Raw genomic sequence first — 25,084 nt, forward strand, 5'->3', positions numbered from 1 at the left:
TTCTGTATAAACGGTGTTCTAGAGAATCTTCTATTTTTTTTGCAGGATGTTTGTCTTTCGTTGAAAGCGCCAAACTAAAATTGTTTCCGAAATAGCCAAATACAGGAATAATCCCGCAATGATTAAAACGGCATCTGTTCCAAACCTTCGATAAGAAAATACAGACAAAATTGCTCCTGCGATAAAGGCCAAGACGACTAAAAGAAAATGGATGAAACCGGTTTTAGCTGCTTGATCCTTCGTGCTTAAATAGTCGTAAAGATTTGTTGCCACTCCTTTAAGGTTTCCTGTAGTGAACAGATTCGTGTAAGCAAGTCCATTGATTTTATCAAAGGACACCCACTGGATTGCGGCAGTAAAAGCAATAATGATTGTGATGACTGCAGGGTGTGGTTGTAAGACCTGTAGGCTGATAACAAAAAAGACAATCGCTTCGAAATAAAGCAAGAACAAACGCCAAAAATGTTTTTCTTTTCTTTTAAAGTAATCAATTAAGAACTTTGCTAAAAGAATACCCATAAAAAAGAATAAAGTGGAAAGCAATTTTTTTCCAACCATATTCCACTGTCGCTCATAGGCTTGAATGATCGCTAAAATTAAGTTCCCAGTTTGAGCAGAAGCGAAAGCTTCATAACGAATATAAGTATAGCTATCAACCATCCCACCAATAAAAGTCAGCACTAGTCCTACGGAACGATTCTCATGAAAACTATTCTCCATCTATGATTCATCTCTTTTCGCTGACTATCTTACCATATTTTTCAGAAAACCGTTAATCAGTTTCACGATTGCTTCGAAATGATAGGACAAGAATCTGCGTCTCCATGATAACTCGTACAAAAAATAGTGGATTACCATGATTTGGGAATAATTCTTCAGTATATAAACAAGAAACGGGTGAAAATCTACATGAAGTTTTCATAAGAAAACTTTAAAACTTTCCTCTTTTTCTTTAGCAAAAGCAAATAATTGCTTCTTCTTTTATTTTATAATTCGGATTATTGTCGCTGAACCTTGTTTATAGTAGTAGCTATTGTGAAAAGCATAGGATTTTACGAACGGTTGGGTAAAAATTTACTGAAGTAACAAGTTGTTCACAAGGTGCTACTTTTTTATAAAGAATGTGTTAGAATGAAAATGCTTTTTATCCTGTGAACGTGAAGGGAATTGAGAACACACCATGCCTGTAAAAAAAAGGACACCATGGTTAGAGGCATTTTACGCGGCATTGCCGCTTTGTTTGAGTTATATTCCGGTTGGCTTGGCCTGTGGCATGTTGCTGCAAAAAGCGGGATTTAACATCCTATTAACTGTCTTACTTTCGATGCTTGTTTTCTCTGGAGGCGCACAATTTTTAGTCGTCTCAATGATAAGTGTGCATGCGTCATTTGTGTCCACAATCTTAATGGTTTTTTTCTTGGAGCTGCGTTATGCATTACTGGGCTCCAGTTTGTCACAATTTTTTAAAAAGGAAAAGCGATCATTTATTGCACTGTTTTCTCAGTCAATGAATGACGAGAATTATGCGGTAAATTATTTAAAATATTCTACTGATCCTGAATGGAATCGAAAAAAAGCTTTGTTTGTCAATTGGTTTTCAATGGCTTCGTGGACAGCCAGTACCGTAGTAGGCAATATTTTTGGTTCTGTGATCCATGTGGATACAGAATTGGTTCATTTTGCCTTAACAGCAATGTTTATCTTTATGTTTATGATGCAGTTGAACAATGGTCTTTTACTTGTTACTGGTTTGTTATCTGGCGGTTTGGCAGTCATTTTTATGTTAGTAATCAAAAATACTTTTGGTTTGATTTTGGCGACATTATTAGCTTCGTTCACTGGTTATCTTATCGAGCGGTTTCGTAAAACTGCTGATAAGAAAAATGATGGACCGGACCATTATGATTTGACTGGCGAGGAGGTCCACCATGAGTAATACTTCATTGCTTTTGTTAATTCTTTGCCTATTTGGGGCATCCTATTTACCGAGACTTTTTCCAATGCTATATTTTTCGCAACGACAAGTGCCTCAGTGGTTTAGTGATTGGATGAAATATGTGCCGATCTCATTGTTTGCGGCATTAGTCTTTAAGGATGTATTTATCAGTAATAATAGCTTTGATTTGATTGGCAATACTCGAATCATTGCAATGTTTTTAGTGGCTGGTGTTGCCTATAAGACTCGCTCGATGGCTATTTCAGTGATTACCGGTTTAGCCGCTGTGTTTTTATTATCGATGCTTTAAAAAATAGACATCCTTAAATGGATGTCTATTTTTTAATTTTGATATTCAGCAATTGGCCGATAAGTTAAGACCTGCATTTTTCGGTAAAAATCAGCTGGTAGATTTTTCCACGATTCCAAAAGATTGTGGAAAAAACCTCCTTCAGCATTAATAATGTATTCGTTTAATAAAAGACCAAAAGATTTTTTTGGTTTTTCTTTGACTAATTTTTCATAAAACTCAGTTGCTTGCTCTGGATTATCAGCGACAAAAAGAGTATTGACTTCAACATAAGCGCCTTCGATGTTTTGTGTTTCTTCGACAAAATAGACTGATTTAGTAATTTTTTGTCCCTCCATCATATGAGTCATCCTTTCTTATAAGTTACTCATAGCATACAAAACAAATATTAACTAACTGTGAATTTTAAGCCGCTTCGACTCAAATAATTATGAATTTTTTGGGTTATTTGGCAAAAATATTTTAAAAACACTTCCTTGATTGAGGGAACTGTTGACTTTTATTGTTCCTTGGTGTAGCTCGATGATTTGTTTTGCTAAAGCTAAGCCTAAACCATTGCCTTTGGTTTTTCGACTCGTATCACTTTGGTAAAACTTATCAAAAATGCGACTCGACACCTCGTTGGTCATACCGATCCCTTCATCACTGAGAGTGATTACTTTCCCATCTTCTACATCGCTTAAATGAACATGGATGCTACTATTTTTTTGACTATATTTAATGGCGTTATCCATTAAATTCAGCCACACTTGGTAAAGAAATTCTTCATTTCCATTGTAAATCGTATGAGGCAAATCTAAATCCAATGTTAGATTTAACTGCTCCCACTTCGGCTGAAGGAATAGGATGACTTCACGAATTTGTTCGTCTAATCGAAAGTGTTGAAAATCTAATCCCAAGCCTTGATTTTCAAGTTTGCTAAGCTTCAATATGTTATCTGTCAAATGTGTCAGCTGCTGAGTGCCATCTAGCATGCGTTCCAAATAATTTTGACGTTCTTCCTTAGATAAAGAGTCGTCTTGCAACAGCTGTACGTATCCTTTGATTGTAGCAATAGGTGTTTTAAATTCGTGAGAGACGGTAGAAACAAAATCATTTCGTAAGGTTTCAATGCTGCTGAGTTCTTTTACCATAACGTTAAAATCATGATAGAGTTCCTTCACATCCTCCATTTGCTGTTGTTCATCTAATTGGATTGCGAAGTCGCCCTTTGACACTTTACTCATGGCTTGTCTCAAATCACCGATAGGCTGCAAAATACGTTTGCCGACAAAGAATGAAAGGGCAGCACCAATCACTAAACTCAAAAAAATGATGAAATAAAATGGAAAAAGGTGACCTTCTCGCTCGGGGGCTAGCAGCTGATAGTGATTGACCGTAAAAAGCAGACCCACGAAAACAGACAGAACGATGACCATCATTAAAAAGGTAATTGCGACAAAGTAAATCCATAATTGGGAAAACAATTTTTTTCTCATGTGTGGATGACCGCCTTATAGCCTAGCCCGCGAATGGTCTCAATCGAAAAATTAGGATTTGTTTCTAAACGCGTACGAAGCCGTTTGATGTGAACATCAATCGTTCGTTCATCAGTATCCGAATCTAGCCCCCAAATTTCATCCATTAATTGTTGCCGAGTAAAAATTTTATTGGGGTAGGCAAGTAGTTTATAAAGAAGCAAAAATTCTTTCTGTGGTAACGTTTCAGTTAGTGAGGGTGTTTTAATTTGATAGGTTTCCTGATCAAGACGGGTATCACCAATGGTCAACTCTTTCGTATGAACAATTTGTGCTCGCCTTAATAAGGCGTCGACACGTAAAAGCATCTCATTTACATCAATCGGCTTTACCATATAATCGTCAATACCGATCTTAAAGCCGCGTTTCTTATCTTCAAAAGAATCTTTTGCCGTGATAAAAAGAATCGGAAGATCATAGTCTGCTTCTCGCAAACTTTCAGCCAATTCATAGCCATCCATGTCAGGCATCATGATGTCACTGATGATTAGGTCTATAAATTGTTTGTCCAAAATATCTAAGGCTTCTATGCCGTTCATCGCACGAAAAACTTCAAAGCGTTCGTTTTTTAAAGCGGATTGATAAAGTAAGGATAAGTTTTCATCATCTTCCACGATAAGTATTCGATTCATTTGCGTTGCCCTCCCTTTTGCTTAATAATAGTATCAAATCACTGTGAACCTAGTATGAATTTTTGTTCATTTTGAGTTAATAATGCCATGCTATCTTGGCAAAGTAAACTAAGAGAAAAAGGGTGACGCAATGTTAGAGTTAAAGGATATAAAAAAATATTATCATGTGGGGGATACCACCACGAAAGCTTTAGATGGTGTATCTGTCGCATTTCGTCGACAGGAGTTTGTCGCGATTCTAGGTGCCAGCGGTTCTGGTAAGACCACTATGTTGAATGTAATCGGGGGATTAGATAACTATGACTCAGGGGACATGGTGATCGATGGGAAATCGACGAAAACATTTAAGGATTCAGATTGGGATGCTTACCGAAATAATTCTATTGGCTTTGTTTTTCAAAGCTATAATTTAATCAGTCATTTGGGTATTATTGATAATGTGGAACTTGGAATGACCTTGAGTGGCGTTTCGAAAGAAGAAAAGAAACAACGGGCTGAAGATGCGCTGAGACGTGTCGGCTTAGAGGATCACATGCATAAGAAGCCTAATCAGCTTTCTGGCGGACAAATGCAGCGGGTCGCGATTGCACGAGCATTAGCCAACAATCCAGACATTTTACTTTGTGATGAGCCTACTGGTGCATTGGACACAGAAACCAGTGTACAAATTATGAATTTGATCCAAGAGTTATCAAAGGAAAAATTGGTTATTATGGTAACCCACAATCCTGAATTGGCAAGTAAATATGCGGACCGTACCATTCGATTTTCTGATGGTCGGATTATGGATGACTCTCATCCTCATATTGAAGGGAAAAAAGGTGAACAATTTCAGCTAAAACGCACGAAAATGAAATTCATGACTGCCTTGAAGCTTTCCTTTAATAACTTGCGGACGAAAAAGGGACGGACCTTCTTAACAGCCTTCGCTTCAAGTATTGGAATCATCAGCATCGGGATCGTCCTATCTCTATCAAGCGGCTTCCAAAAGCAAATTGATAGTACCCAAGCCGAAACGATGGCGAAGTATCCAATCACAATCTCAAAAACAACCACTGATCAAACAGCCAATCGAAATCAAGCGCTGGGGTCGGAAAAAGCCAGTGGGGCAAGTAAAGAAAATAAGAACAATATTGTTGCGAAAATTAGTGATGAGGATAAGGCGCAGCATACAAATAAAATTAATCAAGACTATGTAGATTACATTAATGATATAGATCCTAAGCTGAGCAATAATATCGGGTTTACTCGTGTTGTGGGAATGAATCTTCTGCGCGATGTAGACGGCGATGTAAAACCAGTAAAATTATCGAACGAAGCACCTGACAGTGGTCCTTCGATGATGAGTGCGATGTCTAGTATGACAGGAATGGGCGTTTCCTCTTTTCCAACACAGTTAGATAAGAATTCAGGGAATTTCTTAGAGGACAACTACAAGCTTTTGTCAGGAGCTTATCCAAAAAGCGATACAGATGTTGTATTAATTGTGGATGCGAATAACAGCACCAATATCAACTCATTGAAGAATCTAGGCTTTGATGTCAAAGATGGCGAGAAAATTGATTTCGATAAAATCGTGGGAACGGAATTTAAGCTGATTAATAATAATGAGTATTACACGAAACTTCCAACAGGCAATTTTATTCCCAACAATGATTACAAAGCGATGTATGATAATGCCAATAATGATACGCTGAAAATCTCTGGTATTTTACGAGTAAAACAATCTTCAACGATGAATCTTTTAGCACCGGGGATTGCTTATAGTAATGAGCTAACCTCGAAAATCGTAAAAGACAATGAGAACTCAGAAATTGTTAAAGCGCAAAAAGAGACCGATACAAACGTTATGACGAACGAGAAATTAGATGATACAACGAAAGATAGTACAATTGCTTTTCTAGGTGGAAGCAGCATTCCAAGCAGTATTATGATTTATCCGAATAATTATAAGGATAAGGAACAAATTTTGAGTTATTTGGATGACTATAATAAAGGCAAGAAAAAAGAAGATAAAATCATCTATACTGACTTAGCAGGAACAATGACAGAGTTAACCGGGGGATTGATGGATGCCATCACGTATGTCTTGGTAGCTTTCGCTGGTATTTCATTGGTAACCAGCATGATCATGATTGGGATCATAACGTATACTTCAGTAATTGAGCGGACGAAAGAAATTGGTGTATTAAAAGCTTTAGGAGCGCGGAAAAAGGATATTACACGTGTATTTGATGCAGAGACCTGTATTTTAGGAGTTGCCTCAGGAACACTGGGTGTCGTCATTGCTTATCTAGCGACATTCCCTATCAACGCGATTTTATACAACATGACTGAATTAAAGAATGTTGCCCAATTGAATCCCGTTCATGGAATTATCTTGATTGTTGTTTCAACAGTCTTGACGATGATTGGCGGACATATCCCGGCAAGAATGGCAGCGAAAAAAGATGCTGCAATTGCTTTACGAGCTGAATAGAAAAAGAAGGAATGCCAAGATTAAGGCATTCCTTCTTTTGATTTTATCCGATAAAAAAATAATTGATTACTGCCAGAGCAATAAAACCTAAGGCAATCAGTCCACAGACAAAGAGATGAAGGCGTTTATTCATCAAGGCAACGGCAATAAATTCTCTTAGAAACGCATTCGGCAAATAATAGCGTGCGGTTTTTGAACCGATTCCGTCGATTTTTAAGCCAACCTCTTCAGCATACATCCCTGCACGGAAAATATGGTAATTGTTAGAAGTGAAGATCGCGTGATAGCCTGACGGGTTTTCCCGTTCCATAATTTCTTTACTGAAACGCATATTTTCAAGCGTATTCGTTGATTGAGCCTCCATTAGGATATCTTCATCTGGAATTCCTTGCTCCAAAGCATATTCACGCATAGCCTGTGCTTCCGGAATTTTTTCATCCGGCCCTTGTCCACCGGACATTAAAAGCTGCGGCGGCGATAACGTCTCTTCGCTTTGCTTTTTATAAAATTGAATGGCTCGGTCGATCCGTTTTGCTAATAAAGGAGTAACCTTTTCACCACCAATTAAACCAGCACCTAAAACAACGATATAATCTTGATTGAATTTTGGTTGATTAAATTGATAAATGATAGAGATGGATAAAAAGTTCCAAAAGACAACAAAAAAATAAAAAGCAATGGTGGTAGGAATGGATAATAAAATGACTGACCAGTTTGGTAGAATTTTCGGTCCATAAATTTGCATGACTATCAGTGCAATAATTGCCAATGCTAAGATTAATGTTAACAAATTCGGCAGTCTTCGCGATTCATGTCGGAGAACAATAAAACTATTCCCAATCAAAAAAATAATCGCCGCATATAAGCCAAATAGAATAACAATTAAGAAAAGGACAGCTAATATGGCAAGAATTCCCGCGCCAATCAGTGAGCCATTTGTAGCTGTAACAATAGCGACATAGCCCATAAAGCTAATGAGCATTAAGTTAAACAACCACCCGTTTCTTAAGCGACATTTTTCTTTAAAGTAGAAATAGCAGAATAGTAAAAGAAAAAATAATGGAATTAAAATAAAGAATGTCCGATTTTGTATTTCAAGGATACAAAAATATAAGAGCATAAAAATCCCCGTCCAAATAAGAAATCGACTTAGCCGCTTTCCTTTGAAACGAATCCACAAGCCAATTAGTACAATAAAATAAAGAGCCATAGCAATAAAATCTCTTTGCATGCCCAAGTGTATCACGCCTTTCCAAGTTTAAAGATACGACAATTTATGAATGCTGTTCTGCTTCCATATCGTATTTAATAAAATTTCGATAAAATTGTCTATTTATTTCTCTATGTTAGTATACCAAAGAAAAGAGTAAATACTTAGTTAGGAACTATTAGTTGGTTTTATTTTGGAAGATTAGTAAAATTGTGGGGGAGGAGGAATGAGCATGGAGATAAAAGGAGTCAATCGTGTAGATCTGCCTGCGACTTTTGTCATCGGTAAAGAAGGAAGCGGCTTATCAGAAGATAGCGCATCATGGGTCCCTTTGCTATGGGATCAGATGAATAGCCATTTTGAAGAAATAGTGGATCTTTTAGAGGATCAGGAAATGAAAGATTTGCATCTATGGGGACTGATGAGTGACAGCGAACACTGGTTAGAGCCATGGCAAGAAGAAGGACGCTATTTGGCTGGCGTTCAAGTACCAGAAGAGGCTAAAGCTCCAGAAGGTTGGGTACGTTGGGAACTGGCGCCAATGAGCTACTTGACAGTAATGGCCAGTGCAGAAAAAATTGAGGAAGCGACCAATCTAATGTTGGGAGAAATCTTTCCTCTAGAAAAGCTAGAACTTGCTGGAGCAATCCAGGAACATTATTTACCGCATTTTGCAGAAGGTGAAGTTGAATTATATTTTCCTTTCAAAGCAAAATAAAAAAATCGGCTTCACTCTCGAATACTTGGAGTGAAGTCGATTTTTTTATCATCCTGTCTTTTCAAACGATGTCAAAAGCTTTTTATTAAGCAAACAGCCCAGTAATTTTTTGCCAAATTAATTCAAAGGTGCTGGCTTTTTGAACCTCATTCTTTGTTACAAGATCAGTCGTTGCCGCCTCATTTGCTTGAACATAACCTAAGGTATCTTGTGTCAAGGAAACACTGACAGTACCGAGTTTTTCATTTTTGTGAACAGGAGCAATGACAGCATTATTGTCTAATAAAGATTGATCTAAGGTAGTCTTAATCGTTAAGTTTTTTGGGTCCATGTCATTTCGTACCCAAAGTTTGACGGGTTTCTCCATAGCTAGACCAACTGTTTTTTCCTTGCCTTCAGTGACTTTCAGTTCTTTTTTGTCTGTCGGTGTTTGACCTGCGACAGTCACATCCTGCTGACTCCAATTATTTAAGCAGTAATCCATCAACTTGCTCGTTTCTGCGAAGCGCGCATTTTCATCGTTTGGTTGATCTAAAGCATTTAAGATGACGGTAATGACACGGCGACCATCTTTTTGGATCGTACCGACAAAACAAGCACCGGCAAGATCGGTTGTTCCGGTTTTTAGACCATCGACGCCTTCTTTATAGTTGGGGCCATCAAATAGCATGACGTTCCAATTCTTCATTTCATCTGGCTGAGAGGTATTGGGAGCGAAAGTTTTTTCTTTGATTTTTGAAGTTTCTAAGACTTCAGGGAAATCTTTGATCAAATGCTGCGCAACAATGGCTACATCACGAGCAGACATCAAATTCTCATCGTTTTCCTGCGTTCCTGGATACATATGTTCACCGAGGTAGACATTACTTAAGCCAGAAGAATTAATGATAGTCGCATCTTTAATATCCCATTTCACAAGCTGCTCGCGCATTTGGTTGACGAATGTATGCTCATTGCCAGCAATTAATTCAGCCAAAGCCACCGCACAGGCATTTGCTGATTGAACGATCATAGCCTCAAAAAGATCCTTGACCGTGTATTTTTGACCACGGACTAACGTAACATTGGATAAATCAGGAACTGTGCTCAGTTTTTCAGCATATTCTGAAATCGGTACTTCTTGCTCCCAGGTAATTTTTTGTTGTTTAATTGCGTCTAAAACGAGGTATGCCGTGATCGTTTTAGTGATGGAAGCAATGCCTTTGGGAGTATCACCGTCTTGGTTGAAAAAAACTTTTCCTGAGTCAGCGTCAATGGCGTACCCCGCATTAGCATTGACAGAAAAGTCGTCAGCTGCTCGGGCGGAGATTCCTATGAGGCTTTGGAAAAAAAGTACCAGGACGACCAAAACAAAGGGGAATCTTTTCTTTTTATTCATTGGTGGGCTCCTTTACTTCTATTAACCATAAAAGTTTAGCAAAATCATAGGGTGAATTCAAGAAAATACATGAAAACACTAGAGTTTTTCATTAATTCTGAAAGACTCTAGTGTCAGATGATAACATTTTTTATTTTATTTGTTTAAAAGCTGCGTCCGCCTCCGCCAAAGGTTCCGCCTCCACTGGAATTTGTCGTGCTGCCGCCACCTCCGCCTCCGTTGTTATTGGAAGGCTTTGGAATTCGACGAGTAGTGACAAAGGAGTTAACCAATTGATCTTGGCGTTCAGTTAGATCCAATTGGGCATTTTGACGGTAAGGGTAGTGATAGGTTCCAGTCTTTAGTTGATAACGTAAGCGCACAGAGACGAAGAATCCAATTGCCGCCACTGCTGCAATGATCACACCAATTGTAAGTTCAACAGGGGTGATTGATTTGTAATAAGTGATTTTACCAGTTTTTTCATCTTTTCGATAGGAACCGCCAGGGACACCGGCATCAACAAAATCTTTAGCATTAGATAGGTAAGCGGCACTGGCTTGGTAGTAATTGCCATCCTTCATCGCAGCGGTCACATCATCTAGAAGCTGATCTCTTCGCTTATCAGTAATAAAATCGATCATATTCCCTGATGTTGATAGATAAATTTCCCGTTGATTCATATCCAATAAAAGCAACGCGCCATTATTATTTTTTCCAACCCGATCCATTAATTGATCATTAGCGTACTTTCGAGGTTCTTCGGAATTAGTCGTTGTTGTTAGGATAAAGACTTCGCCTTTGATTTCTTTATTGATGGCATCTGCTTGCTTCGATAGCTCTGTTCGTTCTTCTGGAGACAGCAGGTTTGCTTGATCCTCTACTGTATCTGAGGCAGCAAAAGTTCTTAACGGATTGAACAGTGCGAGAAAGCCTAAGAGTAAAAGGAGTTTTTTCATAGCAAATAATACCCCACAATCATTGCGATTATCAGAACAGTCGCGAATATCCCACCAGAAAACAGGCCTAAGCGTTTGTTACTGATTGGCAGCACGCCGCTGACTTTCCCTGTTTGTCCGTTCATGGCATAGTAATACGTTTTATCAGAGGCATTTTGATACGTTACCAGCCAAACAGGTAGCAGCATATAATGATTATCTTGCTTTTCAACATCAACGGATTTATTACTTGGTGTGAACGTAGTATAACCAGAAACGGTATCACGCAGTAAATCTTCCGTGTAGTCCTTCAATTCATGGTTTATCTGCTCAGCAAGATCTTGGATTTCTATATCTCGTTTTTCCGCTTGAAAACCTGATAGGTACTCTGTGTGAAAGTCTACAGCTTGATCAATTGGGAATGGCTGGACGCCTTCAACCATTTTTTGCTGTATATTTTTCTTCAGCGCGTTCTTAGTCAGATGCTTGATTTTTGCTTTTCCTTTACGAAAAATCTGATAAACTTTCGTTTCGGTATATTCGATCTCACCAACGATCCATACACGCAGAGAAGTTCCTTTGCCAGTCAAATTTCCAGAGGTTTCAGCATCTACGACCCAATAAGGAAAATAGACACCCGTCATCTTCTCAATCTGTTGCTCGTTAAAGAAATCTTTCGGTACGAACCGTTTTTTCTGAGTCCATGCCAAAAAATCAGCGACCGCTTTTTTGCGATCAATTTTGAAAGGCAATACTTTATTTGGTAAAAATTCACCAGTCAAACGTCCCGACAAGACAACGGGGTTATGACAAAAGTAGCAATAGGTGGCGGCAGTAGTATGATCCGTAACAATTTGAGCACCGCAACTGGGACAGAGAAAAAGATCCATGTCGCTATCAGTTGTTTCAGTAGAGCTTGTCGGCTCAGAAGAAGCTTCTACGGTCGTATCAGGATTCTTCGCTTCAAATTTTTCAATATCTGCTACAGTAAAAATACTCAGACAATAATCACAGTGGAATTTTTGATCAGTGGGATTAAACGTCAAAGGTCCGCCACAGTTGGGACAGTGATGTGTTAATACGTCTGCCATGTACAAGCCCTCCTGTAGATAGTGGTAGTTTTAGTCTAATGGAACAGCTTTAAAGGGTTTGCCGCAATGAGGACAGAATTTTGGCACACCATTGCTTAGATCAACAACTTCTCCGCATTCACTGCATTTCATTTGAATCTTTGCTGCTGTAGCTGGAGCAGGTTTCGGTTCGCCGCAGTTGCTGCAGAATTTACCAGTATTTTCTTCTCCGCATTTTGGACAAGTCCATTGATCGCCTGCAGATTTTTGTTGTGCTTGTTGGTTCTGGTGTATTTGCTGATTGTTACTCTGCGATGCTTGGTTAAGGAAGTCACCGCCAGCATTCATCCCCATCCCCATTCCGAAGAAGCCTGTAGCGGCTCCTGCGTCATTTTTACCAGCAGCTTCCATACCTCGGGCGACTGAGCCTTGAACATAGCCTTCACGAACATTTGGGTCTCCTAGCATAGCGCCCTCATTCCGCATATTGATCAATTTTGTGGAATCATCTGTGTAAGAGATGCTGGCGACAGCGACAGATACAATCTCCATGCCACGCAGTTCCTTCCAACTGTCATCCAGTACGTCAGATAAGTATTTACTTAGCTCCATACTTTTTGACGGTACATAAGAAATACGTTGACCATCCGCGGACATTTGATTAATTGCCGCTTGTAGCCCAGTTAGAAATTCTTGCAGATATTGTTCATTGATATCGCTGATGTCCACTTGGTCCATGTTTCGTGGAATGGCATTAGCGAAAAATAGAATTGGGTCTGTTACTTTAATCGAGTACGTTCCGTGTGCTCGCAAGAATAGCTCCGCATTGTAGAAATTATCAAAATAATTCAAAGGTGTACTAGTTCCGAATTTGATGCCTTTAATTTCTTGCAGATTTATATAGAATACTTGTTGTTTCTGTGGTGTCACACCGCCAAATTTGAAACGGCTAAAGGTTTCAGCAACAGCTTCCTTTAATGAGCCATTAAACATTGAAGGAGCAGAATTGTTCTCCACCGTGTAATAGCCTTCTTCAGCAGTATAGTCGATGATTTTTCCGCCATCGACAAGAAGCATCATCATATTTGGATAAACGTGAATAACAGAGCCATCTGTAATCACGTCACTGGTTCCTTTTTTATTGCTGCCGCGTTTGTCATCTTTTCTTACGGCGACGCCTTTTGACATGACCGTAGACTGTCCCATATTGGCTGGTTCAATAATTTCTAGCCACTGATCAGCAAGGCCTCCGCCGATACTGCTAGTTGCTGCTTTAAATAGTCCCATGAATATCCCTCCATAAAAACGTTTTTTCTATTATACCACAGGGTTTTTTCGAAACAGAAAGGATGCAACCGGACAGATTAAAAGACGTTAAACAATTGAAGCGAACAATTGGTTTCTATAGTTTTTTTGTACAAAATCACGTATAATAAAAAGCAGTGATTTTGAAAGAAAAGAGGAAAATTATGGCGTATCAAGCACTTTACCGCGTTTGGCGGTCGCAGCGTTTTGATGATTTAGTCGGACAAGAGGCAATCACAAAGACACTGAAAAATGCGATCCAGCAGCAGAAAACTTCCCACGCCTATTTATTTACCGGCCCACGCGGAACAGGGAAGACTAGTGCGGCGAAAATTTTTGCCAAAGCCATCAATTGTCCCAACAGTGTTGATGGTGAGCCTTGCAACGAATGTGAGATGTGTCGTTCTATTACTGAAGGACGGCAAGAAGATGTGATTGAAATTGATGCTGCAAGCAATAATGGTGTGGAAGAGATCCGCTTTATTCGTGATCGCGCGAATTACGCGCCAACTGCGGCTAACTATAAAGTTTATATTGTTGATGAAGTCCACATGCTTTCGACAGGTGCCTTTAACGCGTTGCTAAAAACGCTGGAAGAGCCTAAAGAACATGTGATTTTCGTATTAGCGACGACAGAGCCTCATAAGATTCCTGCAACGATTATCTCAAGAACCCAACGATTTGACTTCAAGCGAATCGATGTTCAAGCAATCATTGGGCGGATGGCCTATATTCTGGAACAAAGTAATCAACCCTATGAAGAGCAGGCCTTATCCGTGATCGCCCGTGCGGCAGAAGGCGGTATGCGGGATGCTTTGAGTATCTTAGACCAAGCAATCTCCTTTAGTAATGAAACCATTACTTTGGAAGATGCTTTGGCTGTGACTGGCAGCCTGACGACTGAAATGATGGATAGCTTCATCGGAGCTTGTCTACATCAGGATGTCAGCGGGGCACTGGAGGTCTTAGAGGGCATCCTGTCTGAGGGAAAAGAGGCTCGTCGATTGACAGAAGACTTACTATTGTATTGTCGAGATCTGTTGATTTATCAGCAAGCCCCCAAGCTTCTGGAGAACCGTGCTGCTTACTTAACAGATACGTTCAAACAACTAGCGGAATCGACACCTTCTGAACGTCTATATGTGATGATTAAGCTTTTAAGCGAAACACAAAACGAAATTCGCTTTACAAACCACGCCAATGTCTATTTGGAAGTGGCCACTGTTAAATTGGCAACACCGCAAACGACTGAGGGTGCTCTATCAATAGAACAGCCGATGAGTTCAGCGGCACCAACTGTGACAAACCCAACGGATCAATCAGAATTAGTAGCATTGAAAAGTCAATTGCAGCAATTACAGAATGACTTGCAGCAATTAAAAGCCAATCCAACAGTTGAAAAAGAAGAGCGGAAAGTAACGCCGAAGAAAACAACTACCAGCTATCGCGTACCAACTGAGCGAGTTTATCAGGTACTGAGTGAAGCAACGAAAGATCATTTGATGAATGTAAAAAATGTTTGGGAAGATCTATTGATGGCTTTACCTGTGACGCAGCGTGCGATGCTAAAAGCTAGTGAACCGATGGCTGCTGGTCCGGGCTTATTACTAGTCGCTTTTGATTATGAGATTGTTTGTCAGAGAGCGGACAGTAGCGAGGAACTGCGCTTGAATATGCAGAACAGTTTGAGTATGATGGTCAAAGATTATACCCCGGACTTTGTCTTCATTACTCGGGAGAGCTGGCCAAGTCTAAGAAAAGCGTTTGTCAGTCAGCATCATGACCGTCCAGTAGCGGCGGAATCAAATGATACTGAAGAAGAGATCAGTCTGATACCGGAAGAAACAAATGAAGTCGTAGAACAAGCCAAAAGCCTCTTTGGTGAACTTGTAACAATTAAGGATGACTAGAGACGGACACGGTTTTCGTAAAGATAGTAAATAGCATGTTAAAAATGAATCGTAAATTAAGTTAAACACGAAGAAGGAGCGAATAGATAAAATGATGCGCGGAATGGGAAATATGCAAGGCATGATGAAACAAATGCAAAAAATGCAAAAAGAAATGGTAAAGGCTCAAGATGAGTTGAATGCGAAAGAATTTACAGGCAGCGCGACCAATGATTTAGTAACAGTGACGTTCACTGGAGATAAAACGATGAAATCAATGAACATCAATCCTGAGTTGATTGATCCGGAAGACCCTGAGATGCTGCAAGACATGATCGTTTTAGCGGTTAATGATGCGATTACTAAGATCACAAAGGAAACTGATCAAACAATGGGGAAATACACAAAGGGACTTCCTGGAATGTAAGCGACTTTGTTCAGAGAGGAAGGACAGAATGCAATATCCAGAACCAATTGCAAAGCTGATTGAAAGCTATATGAAGCTTCCGGGAATCGGACAGAAGACCGCGACGCGCTTAGCTTTTTTTACGATTGATATGAAGGATGAATCGGTCAACGAGTTTGCACGCTCATTAATCAGTGTGAAACGAGATTTGCGTTTCTGCAGTATTTGTGGAAATATTACCGAGGAAGATCCATGCGAGATTTGTTCGGATACGACTCGTGATCGCAGCACGATCTTAGTTGTAGAAGAACCTAAAGATGTTATGTCAATGGAAAAAGTACGTGAATATCACGGTCTATATCATGTGCTTCATGGGGTGCTATCCCCCATGGAAGGGACAGGACCAGAAGATATTAATATCGCGCCATTAATCAAACGGCTTCATGATGATGAGGTCAAAGAAGTGATCATAGCGACAAATGCTACCACCGAAGGCGAAGCGACAGCTATGTATCTATCACGTTTAATTAAGCCTGCTGGAATCAAAGTAACACGATTAGCTCATGGGTTATCAGTCGGCAGTGATATCGAGTATGCAGATGAAATCACGTTGTTAAAAGCAGTGGAAGGACGCCGCGAACTATAAATATATTGCGGTGTCTTTTTGAAAAAGAGACAGAAGATCAAAATTATTTGGGGGATAAAAAAAGTGAACGGATTATTTATTACGATTGAAGGGCCAGACGGTGCAGGAAAAACGAGTGTACTGAATGAACTTTATCCAAAATTACAATTGACGGCGAAACGATCAATTGTCAAAACGAGAGAACCTGGAGGCATCCCGATCGCTGAAAAAATTCGTCACGTGATCCTTGACCCAAGTAATGACCGAATGGATGATCGAACAGAGGCGTTGCTTTATGCAGCAGCGCGCCGTCAGCATCTAGTAGAAAAAGTATGGCCCGCACTGGATGAAGATAAAATCGTTTTATGCGACCGCTTTGTTGACAGCTCGTTAGCCTATCAAGGTGCAGGCAGAGGGATCGGCATAGAAGAAGTTGCCAAGATCAATGAATTTGCTATTGAAGGAACAATCCCTGATATCACGCTGTATTTAGATGTTGATTCAGACACTGGATTACAACGAATCATGAAGAACCGAACCAATCAAATTGACCGTTTGGACTCGGAAGGGTTACAATTTCATCAGAGGGTCCGACATGCTTATTTAAAATTAGCGGATGCAAATCCAGATCGGATCATAAAAATCGATGCTCGGAAACGTTTAGATGAAGTCGTGAGAGATTGTTTTTACGAATTGTTGACACGTTGTCCAGACTATTTCCAATCATGAGAGGTGTAAACTATGAAACTTATTTTAGCGATTGTTCAAGACAAGGATTCTAACCGCTTAGCCAATGAATTTATTGATGCCAACATTCGAGCAACAAAACTATCTTCTACTGGTGGCTTTTTAAAAGCGGGTAACAGTACATTCATTATCGGGATTGAAGACGAACGAGTAGAAGATACATTGGCGTTGATCAAAGAAACATGTCAAGCGCGTACACAATACGTCACGACACCAGTGACATTGGATATTTCCCTAGATGGACAGGTCCCTTATCCTGTTGAAGTTGAAGTCGGCGGTGCGACAGTCTTTGTCTTGCCTGTCGAAGGCTTTCACCAGTATTAAAATGGAAGAAGCACAAAGACTGCAGTCAATTCAGCCAATTGTTTTTCGTCAATTACAAAATAGTTTTGAGCATGGGCGTTTGGCCCATGCTTATCTTTTTGAGGGCGATCAAGGGACCGGTAAAGCGGAGCTGGCGCTATGGTTTGCCAAGCATATGTTTTGCTTAAATTTACAAAATGAAATGCCTTGCGAAAAATGTAATAATTGTCTGCGAATTACTAGTAAAGATCATCCCGATGTAGTAGAAATTGAACCTGATGGTCAGTCTATCAAGGTTGATCAAATTCGTGCATTGCAAAGTGAACTGGCTAAAAGCGGCTTTGAATCTGCGAAAAAAGTCGTGATTATCCACCAGGCTGAAAAAATGAATTCAAACTCAGCGAACAGCCTATTGAAGTTCTTAGAAGAACCACCTGCGAACTTTATGATTATTTTGGAAACTCAATCACTAGGAAAAATACTCCCAACAATTCGTTCGCGTTGTCAAACCATTCATTTTCAGGCGTTGTCCACAGAACGACTACAATCACGTTTGGAATCTGAACAAATCCCTGCGAAAACCGCGAAACTATTAGCAAATTTAACAAATAGTTACGGAAAAGCTGTTGAAATCTCAAAAGATGAATGGTTTAATGAATCTAGAGATGTTGTTATTCAATGGTTTAATTATCTCGAAAAAAATGATCCGCAAGCGTTTATCTATGTTCAAAAGAAATTGGTAAAGACATTCAAGGACAAAACGCAACAGCAGTTTGCCTTTGAAATGTTAGCGTATTTCGTTAAAGAAAAACGTAATCAAGTGATGAAACAAAATCAAACAGCTCTAAAGACGTACAATTATCTGTTGGAAGAAGTTTTGTCAGCCAGTCGAAAACTAGAAGCGAACGTATCATTCCAAAATATCGCAGAACAAATAACGTTGCGCATTGTGTTTGCTTAGCGTTATTTAAGAGAGTAGGGAGAACCATGGTTGAAGTTGTGGGTGTTCGTTTTCGTGATGCCGGTCATATTTATTATTACGCATCGGGGAAAAATGAATATTTTTATAATGATAAAGTCTTGGTCGAGTCGCAGCAGGCGCACCAGATTGCGACAGTGGCAATTCCAAAAATAGAGATAGCAAAAAAGGATTTATCGGATGATTTAAAGACGATTTTACATAAAGCATCTGATAAGGAATTAAAAAAGGTAGCTCAAAATGAAGCTGATGCAGAAGCAGCTTTTAAAGTCGCGAAGGAAAAGATTCGTGCCCATGAGCTAGAAATGAAGCTGATCCAAGTAGAATATACTTTTGATCGCAGTAAAATGATTTTCTATTTTACGGCTGATGGGCGGATCGATTTCCGCGAATTAGTAAAAGATCTAGCAGGTGTTTTCCGCACACGGATTGAACTGCGACAAATTGGTGTACGCGACGAGGCGAAAATTCTTGGAGGAATCGGACCTTGTGGGCGGCCATTGTGTTGTTCGACGTTTTTAGGGGATTTCATTCCAGTTTCGATTAAAATGGCTAAGGATCAAGGGTTATCGTTGAATCCAACGAAAATTTCTGGACTTTGTGGCCGGTTAATGTGCTGTTTGAAATATGAAAACGGCGAATACGAGGCAGCAAAAAAGGAAATGCCTGATTATGGTAAAGAAATCAATACACCTGAAGGACGTGGGAAAGTCATCGGCTTGAATCTACTGAGTAAGGTAGTAAAAGTACGGCTGTTCGGTCGCGATGCGACAGTAGATTTTGATTATCAAGAACTGGTTGAAGCAGGTGATGTATCATGATGGATCGACGTTCCTTGTACGATGGCTTAAATCAATTAGAGCAAGAGATGAATAAAAATCTTGAAGATTTGGTATCTATGAAAGAAACCTTGCTTGATCTTGTTGAGAAGAACGCGACATTGGAAATGGAAAATGAACGCTTGCGGGAACGAATTCGCGAGATTGATGAAAAGAACTCGCCTGTCTTAGATGAGCGCCAGGAGCTTTCAGAATCTCGTTTAAATCTTGAAAAGATTTACGAAGACGGATTCCATGTATGCAATTTGCTCTACGGATCACGTCGAGAACAGGATGAGCCATGCGCATTTTGTTTAGATGTCATCTATCGTGAGAGCAAACAAAAATAAATAGAAAATCGTTTCTGAAGTAAATTGCTTCAAAATCGCTTTTTATTCAATATTAGTGGGTATGACGTTGCTTAGTCACACCCGCTTTTTCTTTATGACTGTTTAGATATACCTACATTAATTTGTATAAAAGCGAAAAAAGGAGAATGACCGTGAAGATTCAAAAAAGCTTTGCGCAGCAGACAGGTACACTGTATTTAGTTCCTACACCAATCGGTAACTTGGAGGACATGACTTTTCGCGCTGTTAAGACATTACAAACAGTGGATTTGATTGCTAGTGAGGATACGCGTAATACACAAAAGCTATTAAATCATTTCGAAGTAAAAGTGCCGCAAAAAAGTTTGCATGAACATAATTATAATGAGCGTATCCCTGAATTGATGAATTTTTTAAAAGAAGGGAACTCAATTGCTCAAGTAAGTGATGCGGGAATGCCCTCAATTAGTGATCCAGGACATGAACTCGTTGTTGCTTGCATTGAAGAAAATATTCCTGTTGTCGCTTTACCGGGTGCAACTGCTGGGATGACAGCCCTCATTGCCTCTGGGTTAATGCCGCAGCCTTTCCTTTTTTATGGCTTTTTGCAACGAAAGAGAAGCATTCAAAAGAGAGAACTAGAGGAATTAAAAAAACAAAAGGTAACGCTGATTTTTTATGAGTCCCCCCATCGAATCAAAGAGACACTGAAAAATCTATTAGAAATTCTCGGTAATCGTGAAGTAGTCATTTGTCGTGAATTAACCAAACTTTACGAAGAGTATTTAAGAGGAACAGCCGAAGAAGTAATCGACTACTTGTCTGAACATGCCTTGAAGGGCGAATGTTGCTTACTAGTCTCTGGTGCAACGGATGCGGAAGAAGAGGAAGTCTTTGAAGGAACCTTGAAAGAGCAGGTCGAAGCGTTGATTTTGGATGGAACGTCTTCTAAAGAAGCAATTAAAATAGTAGCGAAACGACAGGGGCTAAAGAAACAAGATGTATACAAAGAATATCATGAGTTGTAAGAGCAGAAGGTTCCTTCTGCTCTTTTTATGTTAAGTTTTATGACATGAGAAGTTATTAAATTAGATAAAAGTGAAAAAAATGAGAAAAAACTCTTTTTTTATCCAGGATTGATGTTAGAATACTTAACATAAAGAGAAATGGAGTGATTTGATGGCTGCAAATATTGCATTTATTTTGATTTGTTCAGGGTTAGTCTTTCTTATGACACCCGCACTGGCTTTTTTCTATGGAGGGTTAGAACGGCGGAAAAACATTTTGAACACGATGATGATGGTAATCTGTACGATGGGATTAGCTTCCTTAATTTGGGTAGCTATTGGGTATTCTTTATCATTTAGCGGTGGGGGAGATTTTATTGGGAACTTAGATAAGGTGTTTTTCAATGGAGTTTCTACGACGAAAGGTAATAGCATTCCAGAAGGGCTATTTGCCTTCTTCCAAATGATGTTCGCATTAATTACCACAGCAATTTTAACAGGATCAGTTGCTGGTCGGATGCGTTTTTCTGCAATCTTCTTGTTTATTGCTGTTTGGTTGGTGGTCGTGTACTTCCCTATGGCACATATGGTTTGGGGCGGCGGCTTCCTCGATAAAATCGGATCGATCGATTTTGCCGGTGGAAATGTGGTGCATATCAGTTCAGGTATTTCAGGTTTAGTTTTAGCGATCGTTTTAGGTCGCCGACGGGAGTATCACCTTGGCGGTTATCGTCCTCATAATGTTCCGTTTGTTGTTTTAGGAACAGGCCTTTTATGGTTTGGCTGGTTTGGTTTTAATGGCGGCTCAGCTTTAGCCGCAGACGGATTAGCAATTCACGCGATGATTACTACGAACACAGCAGCGGCATGTGCAATGCTATCGTGGATGTTGATTGAGAAAGTTTTAAATGGGAAACCGACAGTGGTGGGTGCATGTACAGGTGCTGTCGTAGGGTTGGTTGCAATTACGCCTGGCGCAGGCTTCGTGTCTATCTGGTCAAGTCTATTAATTGGTGCTCTGGTAAGTCCGTTTTGCTACTTCTTTATCTCAGTAATCAAACAGAAACTAGGTTTTGATGATGCTTTAGATGCATTTGGTTGTCATGGAGTTGGCGGTATTTTTGGTGGTATCGTAACGGGGATTTTCGCAGATCCAGCGATTGGTGGCAGAACAGGTCTAATTTATGGCGACACACATTTATTTATTGCACAGATAGAGAGCGTGCTCTTTACACTAGTTTTTGCCGGTGTAGCCAGTTATTTGATTATTTCCTTAATCAGAGTATTCATGCCAATTCGAGTTTCTCAACAAGAAGAAGCGCTGGGATTGGATAAAATTGAACATGATGAGAATGCTTATCCAACATTTATGGGAATGGATTCTTAAAATAGCAGGAGGCGAATGCGATGAAAAAAGTTGAAGCAATTATTAGACAAGAAAAATTAGAAGCGATAAAAGCGGCGATTGACCAGGAAATTGAAGTAAATGGGATGACAGTCAGTCAAGTATTAGGCTGCGGCTTACAAAAAGGTCAAAAGACTCATGTTCGAGGACAAGAAATTATCACTACACTATTGCCTAAGGTTTCAGTGAGTTTCATCTTGGCTGATGAAGATGTGGAGCGTGTGATTGACTTGATTTTAGAAACGTGTCAATCGGAAGAATGTGGAACAGGAAAAATTTTCGTTTATCCGATTGAAGAAGCTATCCGTATTCGTACACGGGAAACGGGTAAGGCAGCTATCCAATAAAAAATCTGTCCAAGAATTATTCTTGGACAGATTTTTTATTGGAGAATATCTTTTTTGATCTTAGCAAATTCTTCTTCCGTCAAGATTCCTTGATCTAGTAATTCTTTCATTTTTAAAAGCTGTTCAGCTTTACTTAAGGAATCCTCAGTGTTATTTTCTTTCGTTATCTGCTGAATAGTATCTTCCAATTTAGTCAAAACCTTTGGAGCCTCTTCCTCTGTTAAGACGATCTTGATAGCCCCCTCTAAAGAAGTTATTTCCAAAAGATCTAAACTTGTTTCTTTCAACAAACGAAGTCCCTGCATATTAGCTAATGGAATGACCTTGAAATCATCGCCAATCATTTTCTTTTGCCCCATGATAAAGCGCTGATTGGTTAGACCATAAGCGTAAAAGCCGTCATTTTTAGTGGGAGAGGTTCGATTGTGCAGGCCGATAAAGCAAACCAAGATTTCTTCATCTACTCCTAAGTGTTTCTCTAATACAGAAAAAAGCTTCACCGCCCATTGGCGATCCGAACCTGAGAAAAATCCAGTGTCTTGGCAAAATTGATACATTTCTTCAGCAGTTTTCATAAGGTACTCCTTTGTTTTGTTAGTCTCAGTTTAGCAAAACTTGGAAACGCAAACAAATTTTTTTGAAAAGCACAAAAATTTGTTTGATTTTCATTGCGCCTATCATCTAACTAAAGGTTACAGACGAAGATAAAGTCTGAGATTCTATTTTGTCAGACTGGCTTGAGTAACTGTGAAAGGTAAGACTGACAGCTAGTTCATTAGGGAGGAGTGAATTTTTCTAACGTAAAAAATCAAAAGACTTTCGTGCGCATAGGATTCCACTAACGCGCTAAAAGTGAGAAGTGGAACTCGCAAAAAACCACCATAGCCGTCACTATGGTGGAAATGAAGGTTGTTATTTACTCTTGGTAGGAGTAAGTATGAAAAACCAATTCGGGATAATTGGTATGTTTTTATGATAAAGCAAAGAGTCAATGAATTCATGAATACCCGTTTGTTAATTACTAAGAAATGTATTAGAAAAAACTTATGCAAATTCCAGTAAAATTTTTCAGTTAATTTCATAATGTAAGGGTTGCGTTTCGTTTTAAGGAATTTACTAGCTATGGTACACTTGATTTGGAAGATTTAATATAGGAGGGTACATTTATGGCAAATATCAGTAAAAAGTTACTAACTGAATTGACTTCAGAAGAAGCAACCGGTCCGTTTATCACATTTATGTTAAACACGCATCACGCGCATCAAGATGTTGAAAAAGATCAAATCATGTTTAAAAACTTTGCTAAAGAAGCGAAAAAACGCTTTGAGAAGAAATACACTGATCACAGCTTTGAACCATTCCAAGAAAAAATCGATCAATTACTCGCTGATGGAGATTTTTGGCGCAGCGGTACGAAAAGTGTTGCGGTGATCTTGACCGCAAATGAAAGCTATATTCATCGATTGAGCATTTCTGTCGATGATCAATACTATGTGAGCGACTTACCCTATTTATTAGCGATCATAAAAAATGCCCAATTCAATTATGCGTATTACTTGATGGCATTGAACAGAGATTCTATGAAACTTTACTTTGTCCGAAACAAAGAAGTAAAAGTGGTTGAACTTCCAGATGACGCTCCAAAAGATATTGTAACGGCCTTAGGCGACGAGTTGACAGGCGGCAATCTAAATGTTTCTGCTCGTGGTGGAGAAGTGGGTAGTTACCATGGAGTGAACACGAAAGACGAAGAGGTTGAAATTGACTGGGTAAATTATTACCAAACAGTTGATAATTTTATAAAAGAGCTAGATAATCCTGATCAGCTGCCACTGTATCTTTTTGCTTTACCAGAAAATCAAACGCAATTCAAAAAGGTTGCGAAAAATTCTTATTACTCGGATAAAGCAGCAATCAGTGGTTCACCAGCTCAGGCTAGCTTCAATGAAATCAAGGAAGAAGCGCAAAAGCTTTCTGAGCAACTAGCAGAGGTAGAGACGCAAACCTATCAAAAATTGATTAATCGCAAGTTTATTGATCAATTGGTTGATATAGTGCCAGCCGCAAAAGAAGGAAAAATTTCCCATCTATTTATTGCAACTTCTAATCTTGTGGACGGCTTTGGAGAGGACCCAGACGTTGAGTATGACCGTCGTCAAGTGTTGAATGAAATTGCCGACAATGTTATCAAAAATGGTGGACAGGTCTTTGTTCTAGACCAAAAGGATGCACCGGATGAGAAAAGCTTATTGGCGATTTTACGCTATTAATCCTTAAACAGGTCAAATTTATTAAGTAAAAACTTTTTGAGCGATAACCTAGTGTTATCGCTTCATATGTGTTATACTTCTAATTGTAGTTTTTGTACGGTAATATTGGCAAGTTTGTTTCAGACAACATCTTTCCTATTTCACCATTCAAGTAATTACAAATTAATTTTTATCCTAGGAGGATGTTTAACATGGAACAAGGTACAGTAAAATGGTTCAACTCAGAAAAAGGCTACGGATTTATTACAGCTGAAAACGGAAATGACGTATTCGTACATTTCTCAGCTATCCAAGGCGACGGCTTCAAAACTTTAGAAGAAGGTCAAGCAGTGACTTTCGACGTTGAAGAAGGCCAACGTGGACCTCAAGCTACAAACGTTAACAAAGCTTAATTATAGTAGACTTTTATGCCAGATGCGCGAGCATCTGGCTTTTTTTTGCCTAAATTTTGATTATAGAGATTTATTGAATAGAGAATTTCTTTGGA

27 protein-coding genes are annotated in these 25,084 nt (G+C 39.3%); 17 read left to right on the plus strand and 10 right to left on the minus strand.

The annotated features are described in order from the left end of the window. Window positions 1–30 precede the first annotated feature (30 nt). Complete coding sequence (locus RV13_RS12540; protein ID WP_010745612.1) at window positions 31–720, minus strand: YoaK family protein; 690 nt, start codon at window positions 718–720, stop codon at window positions 31–33. A gap of 460 nt (window positions 721–1,180) precedes the next feature. On the opposite strand from RV13_RS12540, the gene RV13_RS12545 reads away from it, so the two are divergent. After that, window positions 1,181–1,936 (plus strand): AzlC family ABC transporter permease, encoded by a 756-nt coding sequence (locus tag RV13_RS12545; protein ID WP_010745613.1) that lies wholly within the window; start codon window positions 1,181–1,183, stop codon window positions 1,934–1,936. Further along, complete coding sequence (locus RV13_RS12550; RefSeq protein ID WP_010745614.1) at window positions 1,929–2,246, plus strand: AzlD domain-containing protein; 318 nt, start codon at window positions 1,929–1,931, stop codon at window positions 2,244–2,246. The genes RV13_RS12545 and RV13_RS12550 overlap by 8 nt, the downstream gene beginning before the upstream one ends. A gap of 32 nt (window positions 2,247–2,278) precedes the next feature. On the opposite strand, the gene RV13_RS12555 is transcribed toward RV13_RS12550, so the two are convergent. The 3 genes from RV13_RS12555 to RV13_RS12565 all read right to left on the minus strand — a co-directional run bounded on the left by RV13_RS12555 (window position 2,279) and on the right by RV13_RS12565 (window position 4,395). Continuing rightward, entirely contained in the window at window positions 2,279–2,587 is a 309-nt protein-coding gene (locus RV13_RS12555) for a hypothetical protein (RefSeq protein ID WP_010745615.1), read from the minus strand. A gap of 87 nt (window positions 2,588–2,674) precedes the next feature. Continuing rightward, window positions 2,675–3,724, minus strand: coding sequence for a sensor histidine kinase (locus RV13_RS12560; RefSeq protein ID WP_010745616.1), 1,050 nt, complete (start codon window positions 3,722–3,724; stop codon window positions 2,675–2,677). Further along, a complete protein-coding gene (locus RV13_RS12565; protein ID WP_010745617.1) occupies window positions 3,721–4,395 on the minus strand; it encodes a response regulator transcription factor in 675 nt (224 codons plus the stop codon). Before RV13_RS12565 ends, RV13_RS12560 begins: the two co-directional genes overlap by 4 nt. Before the next feature lie 130 nt (window positions 4,396–4,525). Here RV13_RS12565 and RV13_RS12570 point away from each other — a divergent pair, with 130 nt between their 5' ends. Continuing rightward, window positions 4,526–6,874 (plus strand): ABC transporter ATP-binding protein/permease, encoded by a 2,349-nt coding sequence (locus RV13_RS12570; RefSeq protein ID WP_010745618.1) that lies wholly within the window; start codon window positions 4,526–4,528, stop codon window positions 6,872–6,874. A gap of 43 nt (window positions 6,875–6,917) precedes the next feature. Here RV13_RS12570 and RV13_RS12575 read toward each other — a convergent pair whose 3' ends face one another. Next, entirely contained in the window at window positions 6,918–8,111 is a 1,194-nt protein-coding gene (locus RV13_RS12575) for a YdcF family protein (RefSeq protein WP_010745619.1), read from the minus strand. A gap of 205 nt (window positions 8,112–8,316) precedes the next feature. Here RV13_RS12575 and RV13_RS12580 point away from each other — a divergent pair, with 205 nt between their 5' ends. After that, window positions 8,317–8,802, plus strand: coding sequence for a GyrI-like domain-containing protein (locus RV13_RS12580; protein ID WP_010745620.1), 486 nt, complete (start codon window positions 8,317–8,319; stop codon window positions 8,800–8,802). Window positions 8,803–8,887: 85 nt separating this feature from the next. On the opposite strand, the gene RV13_RS12585 is transcribed toward RV13_RS12580, so the two are convergent. From RV13_RS12585 to RV13_RS12600, 4 genes are all read right to left on the minus strand, one after another. Further along, entirely contained in the window at window positions 8,888–10,180 is a 1,293-nt protein-coding gene (locus tag RV13_RS12585) for a serine hydrolase (protein WP_010745621.1), read from the minus strand. A gap of 143 nt (window positions 10,181–10,323) precedes the next feature. Continuing rightward, complete coding sequence (locus tag RV13_RS12590) at window positions 10,324–11,118, minus strand: TPM domain-containing protein (protein ID WP_010745622.1); 795 nt, start codon at window positions 11,116–11,118, stop codon at window positions 10,324–10,326. Continuing rightward, the gene (locus RV13_RS12595) at window positions 11,115–12,188 is read right to left on the minus strand and encodes a TFIIB-type zinc ribbon-containing protein (RefSeq protein WP_010745623.1); all 1,074 of its coding nucleotides are present in this window, start codon (window positions 12,186–12,188) and stop codon (window positions 11,115–11,117) included. Before RV13_RS12595 ends, RV13_RS12590 begins: the two co-directional genes overlap by 4 nt. Before the next feature lie 30 nt (window positions 12,189–12,218). Further along, window positions 12,219–13,454 (minus strand): SPFH domain-containing protein, encoded by a 1,236-nt coding sequence (locus RV13_RS12600; RefSeq protein ID WP_010745624.1) that lies wholly within the window; start codon window positions 13,452–13,454, stop codon window positions 12,219–12,221. A 182-nt stretch (window positions 13,455–13,636) separates the two neighbouring features. Here RV13_RS12600 and dnaX point away from each other — a divergent pair, with 182 nt between their 5' ends. The 11 genes from dnaX (at window position 13,637) to RV13_RS12655 (ending at window position 22,327) form a co-directional block, all read left to right on the plus strand. Continuing rightward, the gene (gene dnaX / locus RV13_RS12605) at window positions 13,637–15,382 is read left to right on the plus strand and encodes a DNA polymerase III subunit gamma/tau (RefSeq protein WP_010745625.1); all 1,746 of its coding nucleotides are present in this window, start codon (window positions 13,637–13,639) and stop codon (window positions 15,380–15,382) included. Between the two features lie 91 nt (window positions 15,383–15,473). After that, window positions 15,474–15,788: a YbaB/EbfC family nucleoid-associated protein gene (locus tag RV13_RS12610; RefSeq protein WP_082718843.1), complete on the plus strand. Its 315-nt coding sequence runs from the start codon at window positions 15,474–15,476 to the stop codon at window positions 15,786–15,788. 28 nt (window positions 15,789–15,816) lie between these two features. Beyond that, entirely contained in the window at window positions 15,817–16,413 is a 597-nt protein-coding gene (gene recR / locus RV13_RS12615; protein WP_010745627.1) for a recombination mediator RecR, read from the plus strand. A gap of 63 nt (window positions 16,414–16,476) precedes the next feature. Next, window positions 16,477–17,121, plus strand: coding sequence for a dTMP kinase (gene tmk / locus RV13_RS12620; protein ID WP_010745628.1), 645 nt, complete (start codon window positions 16,477–16,479; stop codon window positions 17,119–17,121). 12 nt (window positions 17,122–17,133) lie between these two features. After that, a complete protein-coding gene (locus RV13_RS12625) occupies window positions 17,134–17,463 on the plus strand; it encodes a cyclic-di-AMP receptor (protein ID WP_010745629.1) in 330 nt (109 codons plus the stop codon). Window position 17,464: 1 nt separating this feature from the next. Continuing rightward, a complete protein-coding gene (gene holB, locus RV13_RS12630; RefSeq protein ID WP_010745630.1) occupies window positions 17,465–18,403 on the plus strand; it encodes a DNA polymerase III subunit delta' in 939 nt (312 codons plus the stop codon). Window positions 18,404–18,429: 26 nt separating this feature from the next. Continuing rightward, on the plus strand, window positions 18,430–19,242 hold the full coding sequence (locus tag RV13_RS12635) for a PSP1 domain-containing protein (protein ID WP_010745631.1): 813 nt from the start codon (window positions 18,430–18,432) through the stop codon (window positions 19,240–19,242). Beyond that, entirely contained in the window at window positions 19,242–19,589 is a 348-nt protein-coding gene (locus tag RV13_RS12640; protein ID WP_028021248.1) for a DNA replication initiation control protein YabA, read from the plus strand. Before RV13_RS12635 ends, RV13_RS12640 begins: the two co-directional genes overlap by 1 nt. A 146-nt stretch (window positions 19,590–19,735) precedes the next feature. Continuing rightward, window positions 19,736–20,596, plus strand: coding sequence for a 16S rRNA (cytidine(1402)-2'-O)-methyltransferase (rsmI, locus tag RV13_RS12645; RefSeq protein WP_035016309.1), 861 nt, complete (start codon window positions 19,736–19,738; stop codon window positions 20,594–20,596). A 151-nt stretch (window positions 20,597–20,747) separates the two neighbouring features. Then, entirely contained in the window at window positions 20,748–21,962 is a 1,215-nt protein-coding gene (locus tag RV13_RS12650) for an ammonium transporter (RefSeq protein WP_010745634.1), read from the plus strand. 20 nt (window positions 21,963–21,982) lie between these two features. Continuing rightward, entirely contained in the window at window positions 21,983–22,327 is a 345-nt protein-coding gene (locus RV13_RS12655) for a P-II family nitrogen regulator (protein WP_010745635.1), read from the plus strand. 35 nt (window positions 22,328–22,362) lie between these two features. Here the strand turns inward: RV13_RS12655 and RV13_RS12660 are convergent, their stop codons facing one another. Further along, window positions 22,363–22,902: an SHOCT domain-containing protein gene (locus RV13_RS12660; RefSeq protein WP_010745636.1), complete on the minus strand. Its 540-nt coding sequence runs from the start codon at window positions 22,900–22,902 to the stop codon at window positions 22,363–22,365. 591 nt (window positions 22,903–23,493) lie between these two features. Here RV13_RS12660 and RV13_RS12665 point away from each other — a divergent pair. Together RV13_RS12665 and RV13_RS12670 are read left to right on the plus strand one after the other, a co-directional pair. Beyond that, window positions 23,494–24,597 (plus strand): baeRF6 domain-containing protein, encoded by a 1,104-nt coding sequence (locus tag RV13_RS12665; RefSeq protein ID WP_010745637.1) that lies wholly within the window; start codon window positions 23,494–23,496, stop codon window positions 24,595–24,597. 191 nt (window positions 24,598–24,788) lie between these two features. After that, the gene (locus RV13_RS12670; protein WP_010745638.1) at window positions 24,789–24,989 is read left to right on the plus strand and encodes a cold-shock protein; all 201 of its coding nucleotides are present in this window, start codon (window positions 24,789–24,791) and stop codon (window positions 24,987–24,989) included. Window positions 24,990–25,084: the final 95 nt, after the last annotated feature.

Origin of the sequence: Enterococcus raffinosus (assembly GCF_001886185.1) — a bacterium.
Classification (GTDB): domain Bacteria; phylum Bacillota; class Bacilli; order Lactobacillales; family Enterococcaceae; genus Enterococcus_A; species Enterococcus_A raffinosus.

Bases quoted from the DNA above. Each gene is read 5' to 3' on its own strand.
- RV13_RS12540 (WP_010745612.1), bottom strand. From the start codon at position 720: ATGGAGAATAGTTTTCATGAGAATCGTTCCGTAGGACTAGTGCTGACT.
- RV13_RS12545 (WP_010745613.1), top strand. From the start codon at position 1,181: ATGCCTGTAAAAAAAAGGACACCATGGTTAGAGGCATTTTACGCGGCA.
- RV13_RS12550 (WP_010745614.1), top strand. From the start codon at position 1,929: ATGAGTAATACTTCATTGCTTTTGTTAATTCTTTGCCTATTTGGGGCA.
- RV13_RS12555 (WP_010745615.1), bottom strand. From the start codon at position 2,587: ATGATGGAGGGACAAAAAATTACTAAATCAGTCTATTTTGTCGAAGAA.
- RV13_RS12560 (WP_010745616.1), bottom strand. From the start codon at position 3,724: ATGAGAAAAAAATTGTTTTCCCAATTATGGATTTACTTTGTCGCAATT.
- RV13_RS12565 (WP_010745617.1), bottom strand. From the start codon at position 4,395: ATGAATCGAATACTTATCGTGGAAGATGATGAAAACTTATCCTTACTT.
- RV13_RS12570 (WP_010745618.1), top strand. From the start codon at position 4,526: ATGTTAGAGTTAAAGGATATAAAAAAATATTATCATGTGGGGGATACC.
- RV13_RS12580 (WP_010745620.1), top strand. From the start codon at position 8,317: ATGGAGATAAAAGGAGTCAATCGTGTAGATCTGCCTGCGACTTTTGTC.
- RV13_RS12585 (WP_010745621.1), bottom strand. From the start codon at position 10,180: ATGAATAAAAAGAAAAGATTCCCCTTTGTTTTGGTCGTCCTGGTACTT.
- RV13_RS12590 (WP_010745622.1), bottom strand. From the start codon at position 11,118: ATGAAAAAACTCCTTTTACTCTTAGGCTTTCTCGCACTGTTCAATCCG.
- RV13_RS12595 (WP_010745623.1), bottom strand. From the start codon at position 12,188: ATGGCAGACGTATTAACACATCACTGTCCCAACTGTGGCGGACCTTTG.
- RV13_RS12600 (WP_010745624.1), bottom strand. From the start codon at position 13,454: ATGGGACTATTTAAAGCAGCAACTAGCAGTATCGGCGGAGGCCTTGCT.
- dnaX (WP_010745625.1), top strand. From the start codon at position 13,637: ATGGCGTATCAAGCACTTTACCGCGTTTGGCGGTCGCAGCGTTTTGAT.
- RV13_RS12610 (WP_082718843.1), top strand. From the start codon at position 15,474: ATGATGCGCGGAATGGGAAATATGCAAGGCATGATGAAACAAATGCAA.
- recR (WP_010745627.1), top strand. From the start codon at position 15,817: ATGCAATATCCAGAACCAATTGCAAAGCTGATTGAAAGCTATATGAAG.
- RV13_RS12625 (WP_010745629.1), top strand. From the start codon at position 17,134: ATGAAACTTATTTTAGCGATTGTTCAAGACAAGGATTCTAACCGCTTA.
- holB (WP_010745630.1), top strand. From the start codon at position 17,465: ATGGAAGAAGCACAAAGACTGCAGTCAATTCAGCCAATTGTTTTTCGT.
- RV13_RS12635 (WP_010745631.1), top strand. From the start codon at position 18,430: ATGGTTGAAGTTGTGGGTGTTCGTTTTCGTGATGCCGGTCATATTTAT.
- RV13_RS12640 (WP_028021248.1), top strand. From the start codon at position 19,242: ATGGATCGACGTTCCTTGTACGATGGCTTAAATCAATTAGAGCAAGAG.
- rsmI (WP_035016309.1), top strand. From the start codon at position 19,736: ATGACCGTGAAGATTCAAAAAAGCTTTGCGCAGCAGACAGGTACACTG.
- RV13_RS12650 (WP_010745634.1), top strand. From the start codon at position 20,748: ATGGCTGCAAATATTGCATTTATTTTGATTTGTTCAGGGTTAGTCTTT.
- RV13_RS12655 (WP_010745635.1), top strand. From the start codon at position 21,983: ATGAAAAAAGTTGAAGCAATTATTAGACAAGAAAAATTAGAAGCGATA.
- RV13_RS12660 (WP_010745636.1), bottom strand. From the start codon at position 22,902: ATGAAAACTGCTGAAGAAATGTATCAATTTTGCCAAGACACTGGATTT.
- RV13_RS12665 (WP_010745637.1), top strand. From the start codon at position 23,494: ATGGCAAATATCAGTAAAAAGTTACTAACTGAATTGACTTCAGAAGAA.
- RV13_RS12670 (WP_010745638.1), top strand. From the start codon at position 24,789: ATGGAACAAGGTACAGTAAAATGGTTCAACTCAGAAAAAGGCTACGGA.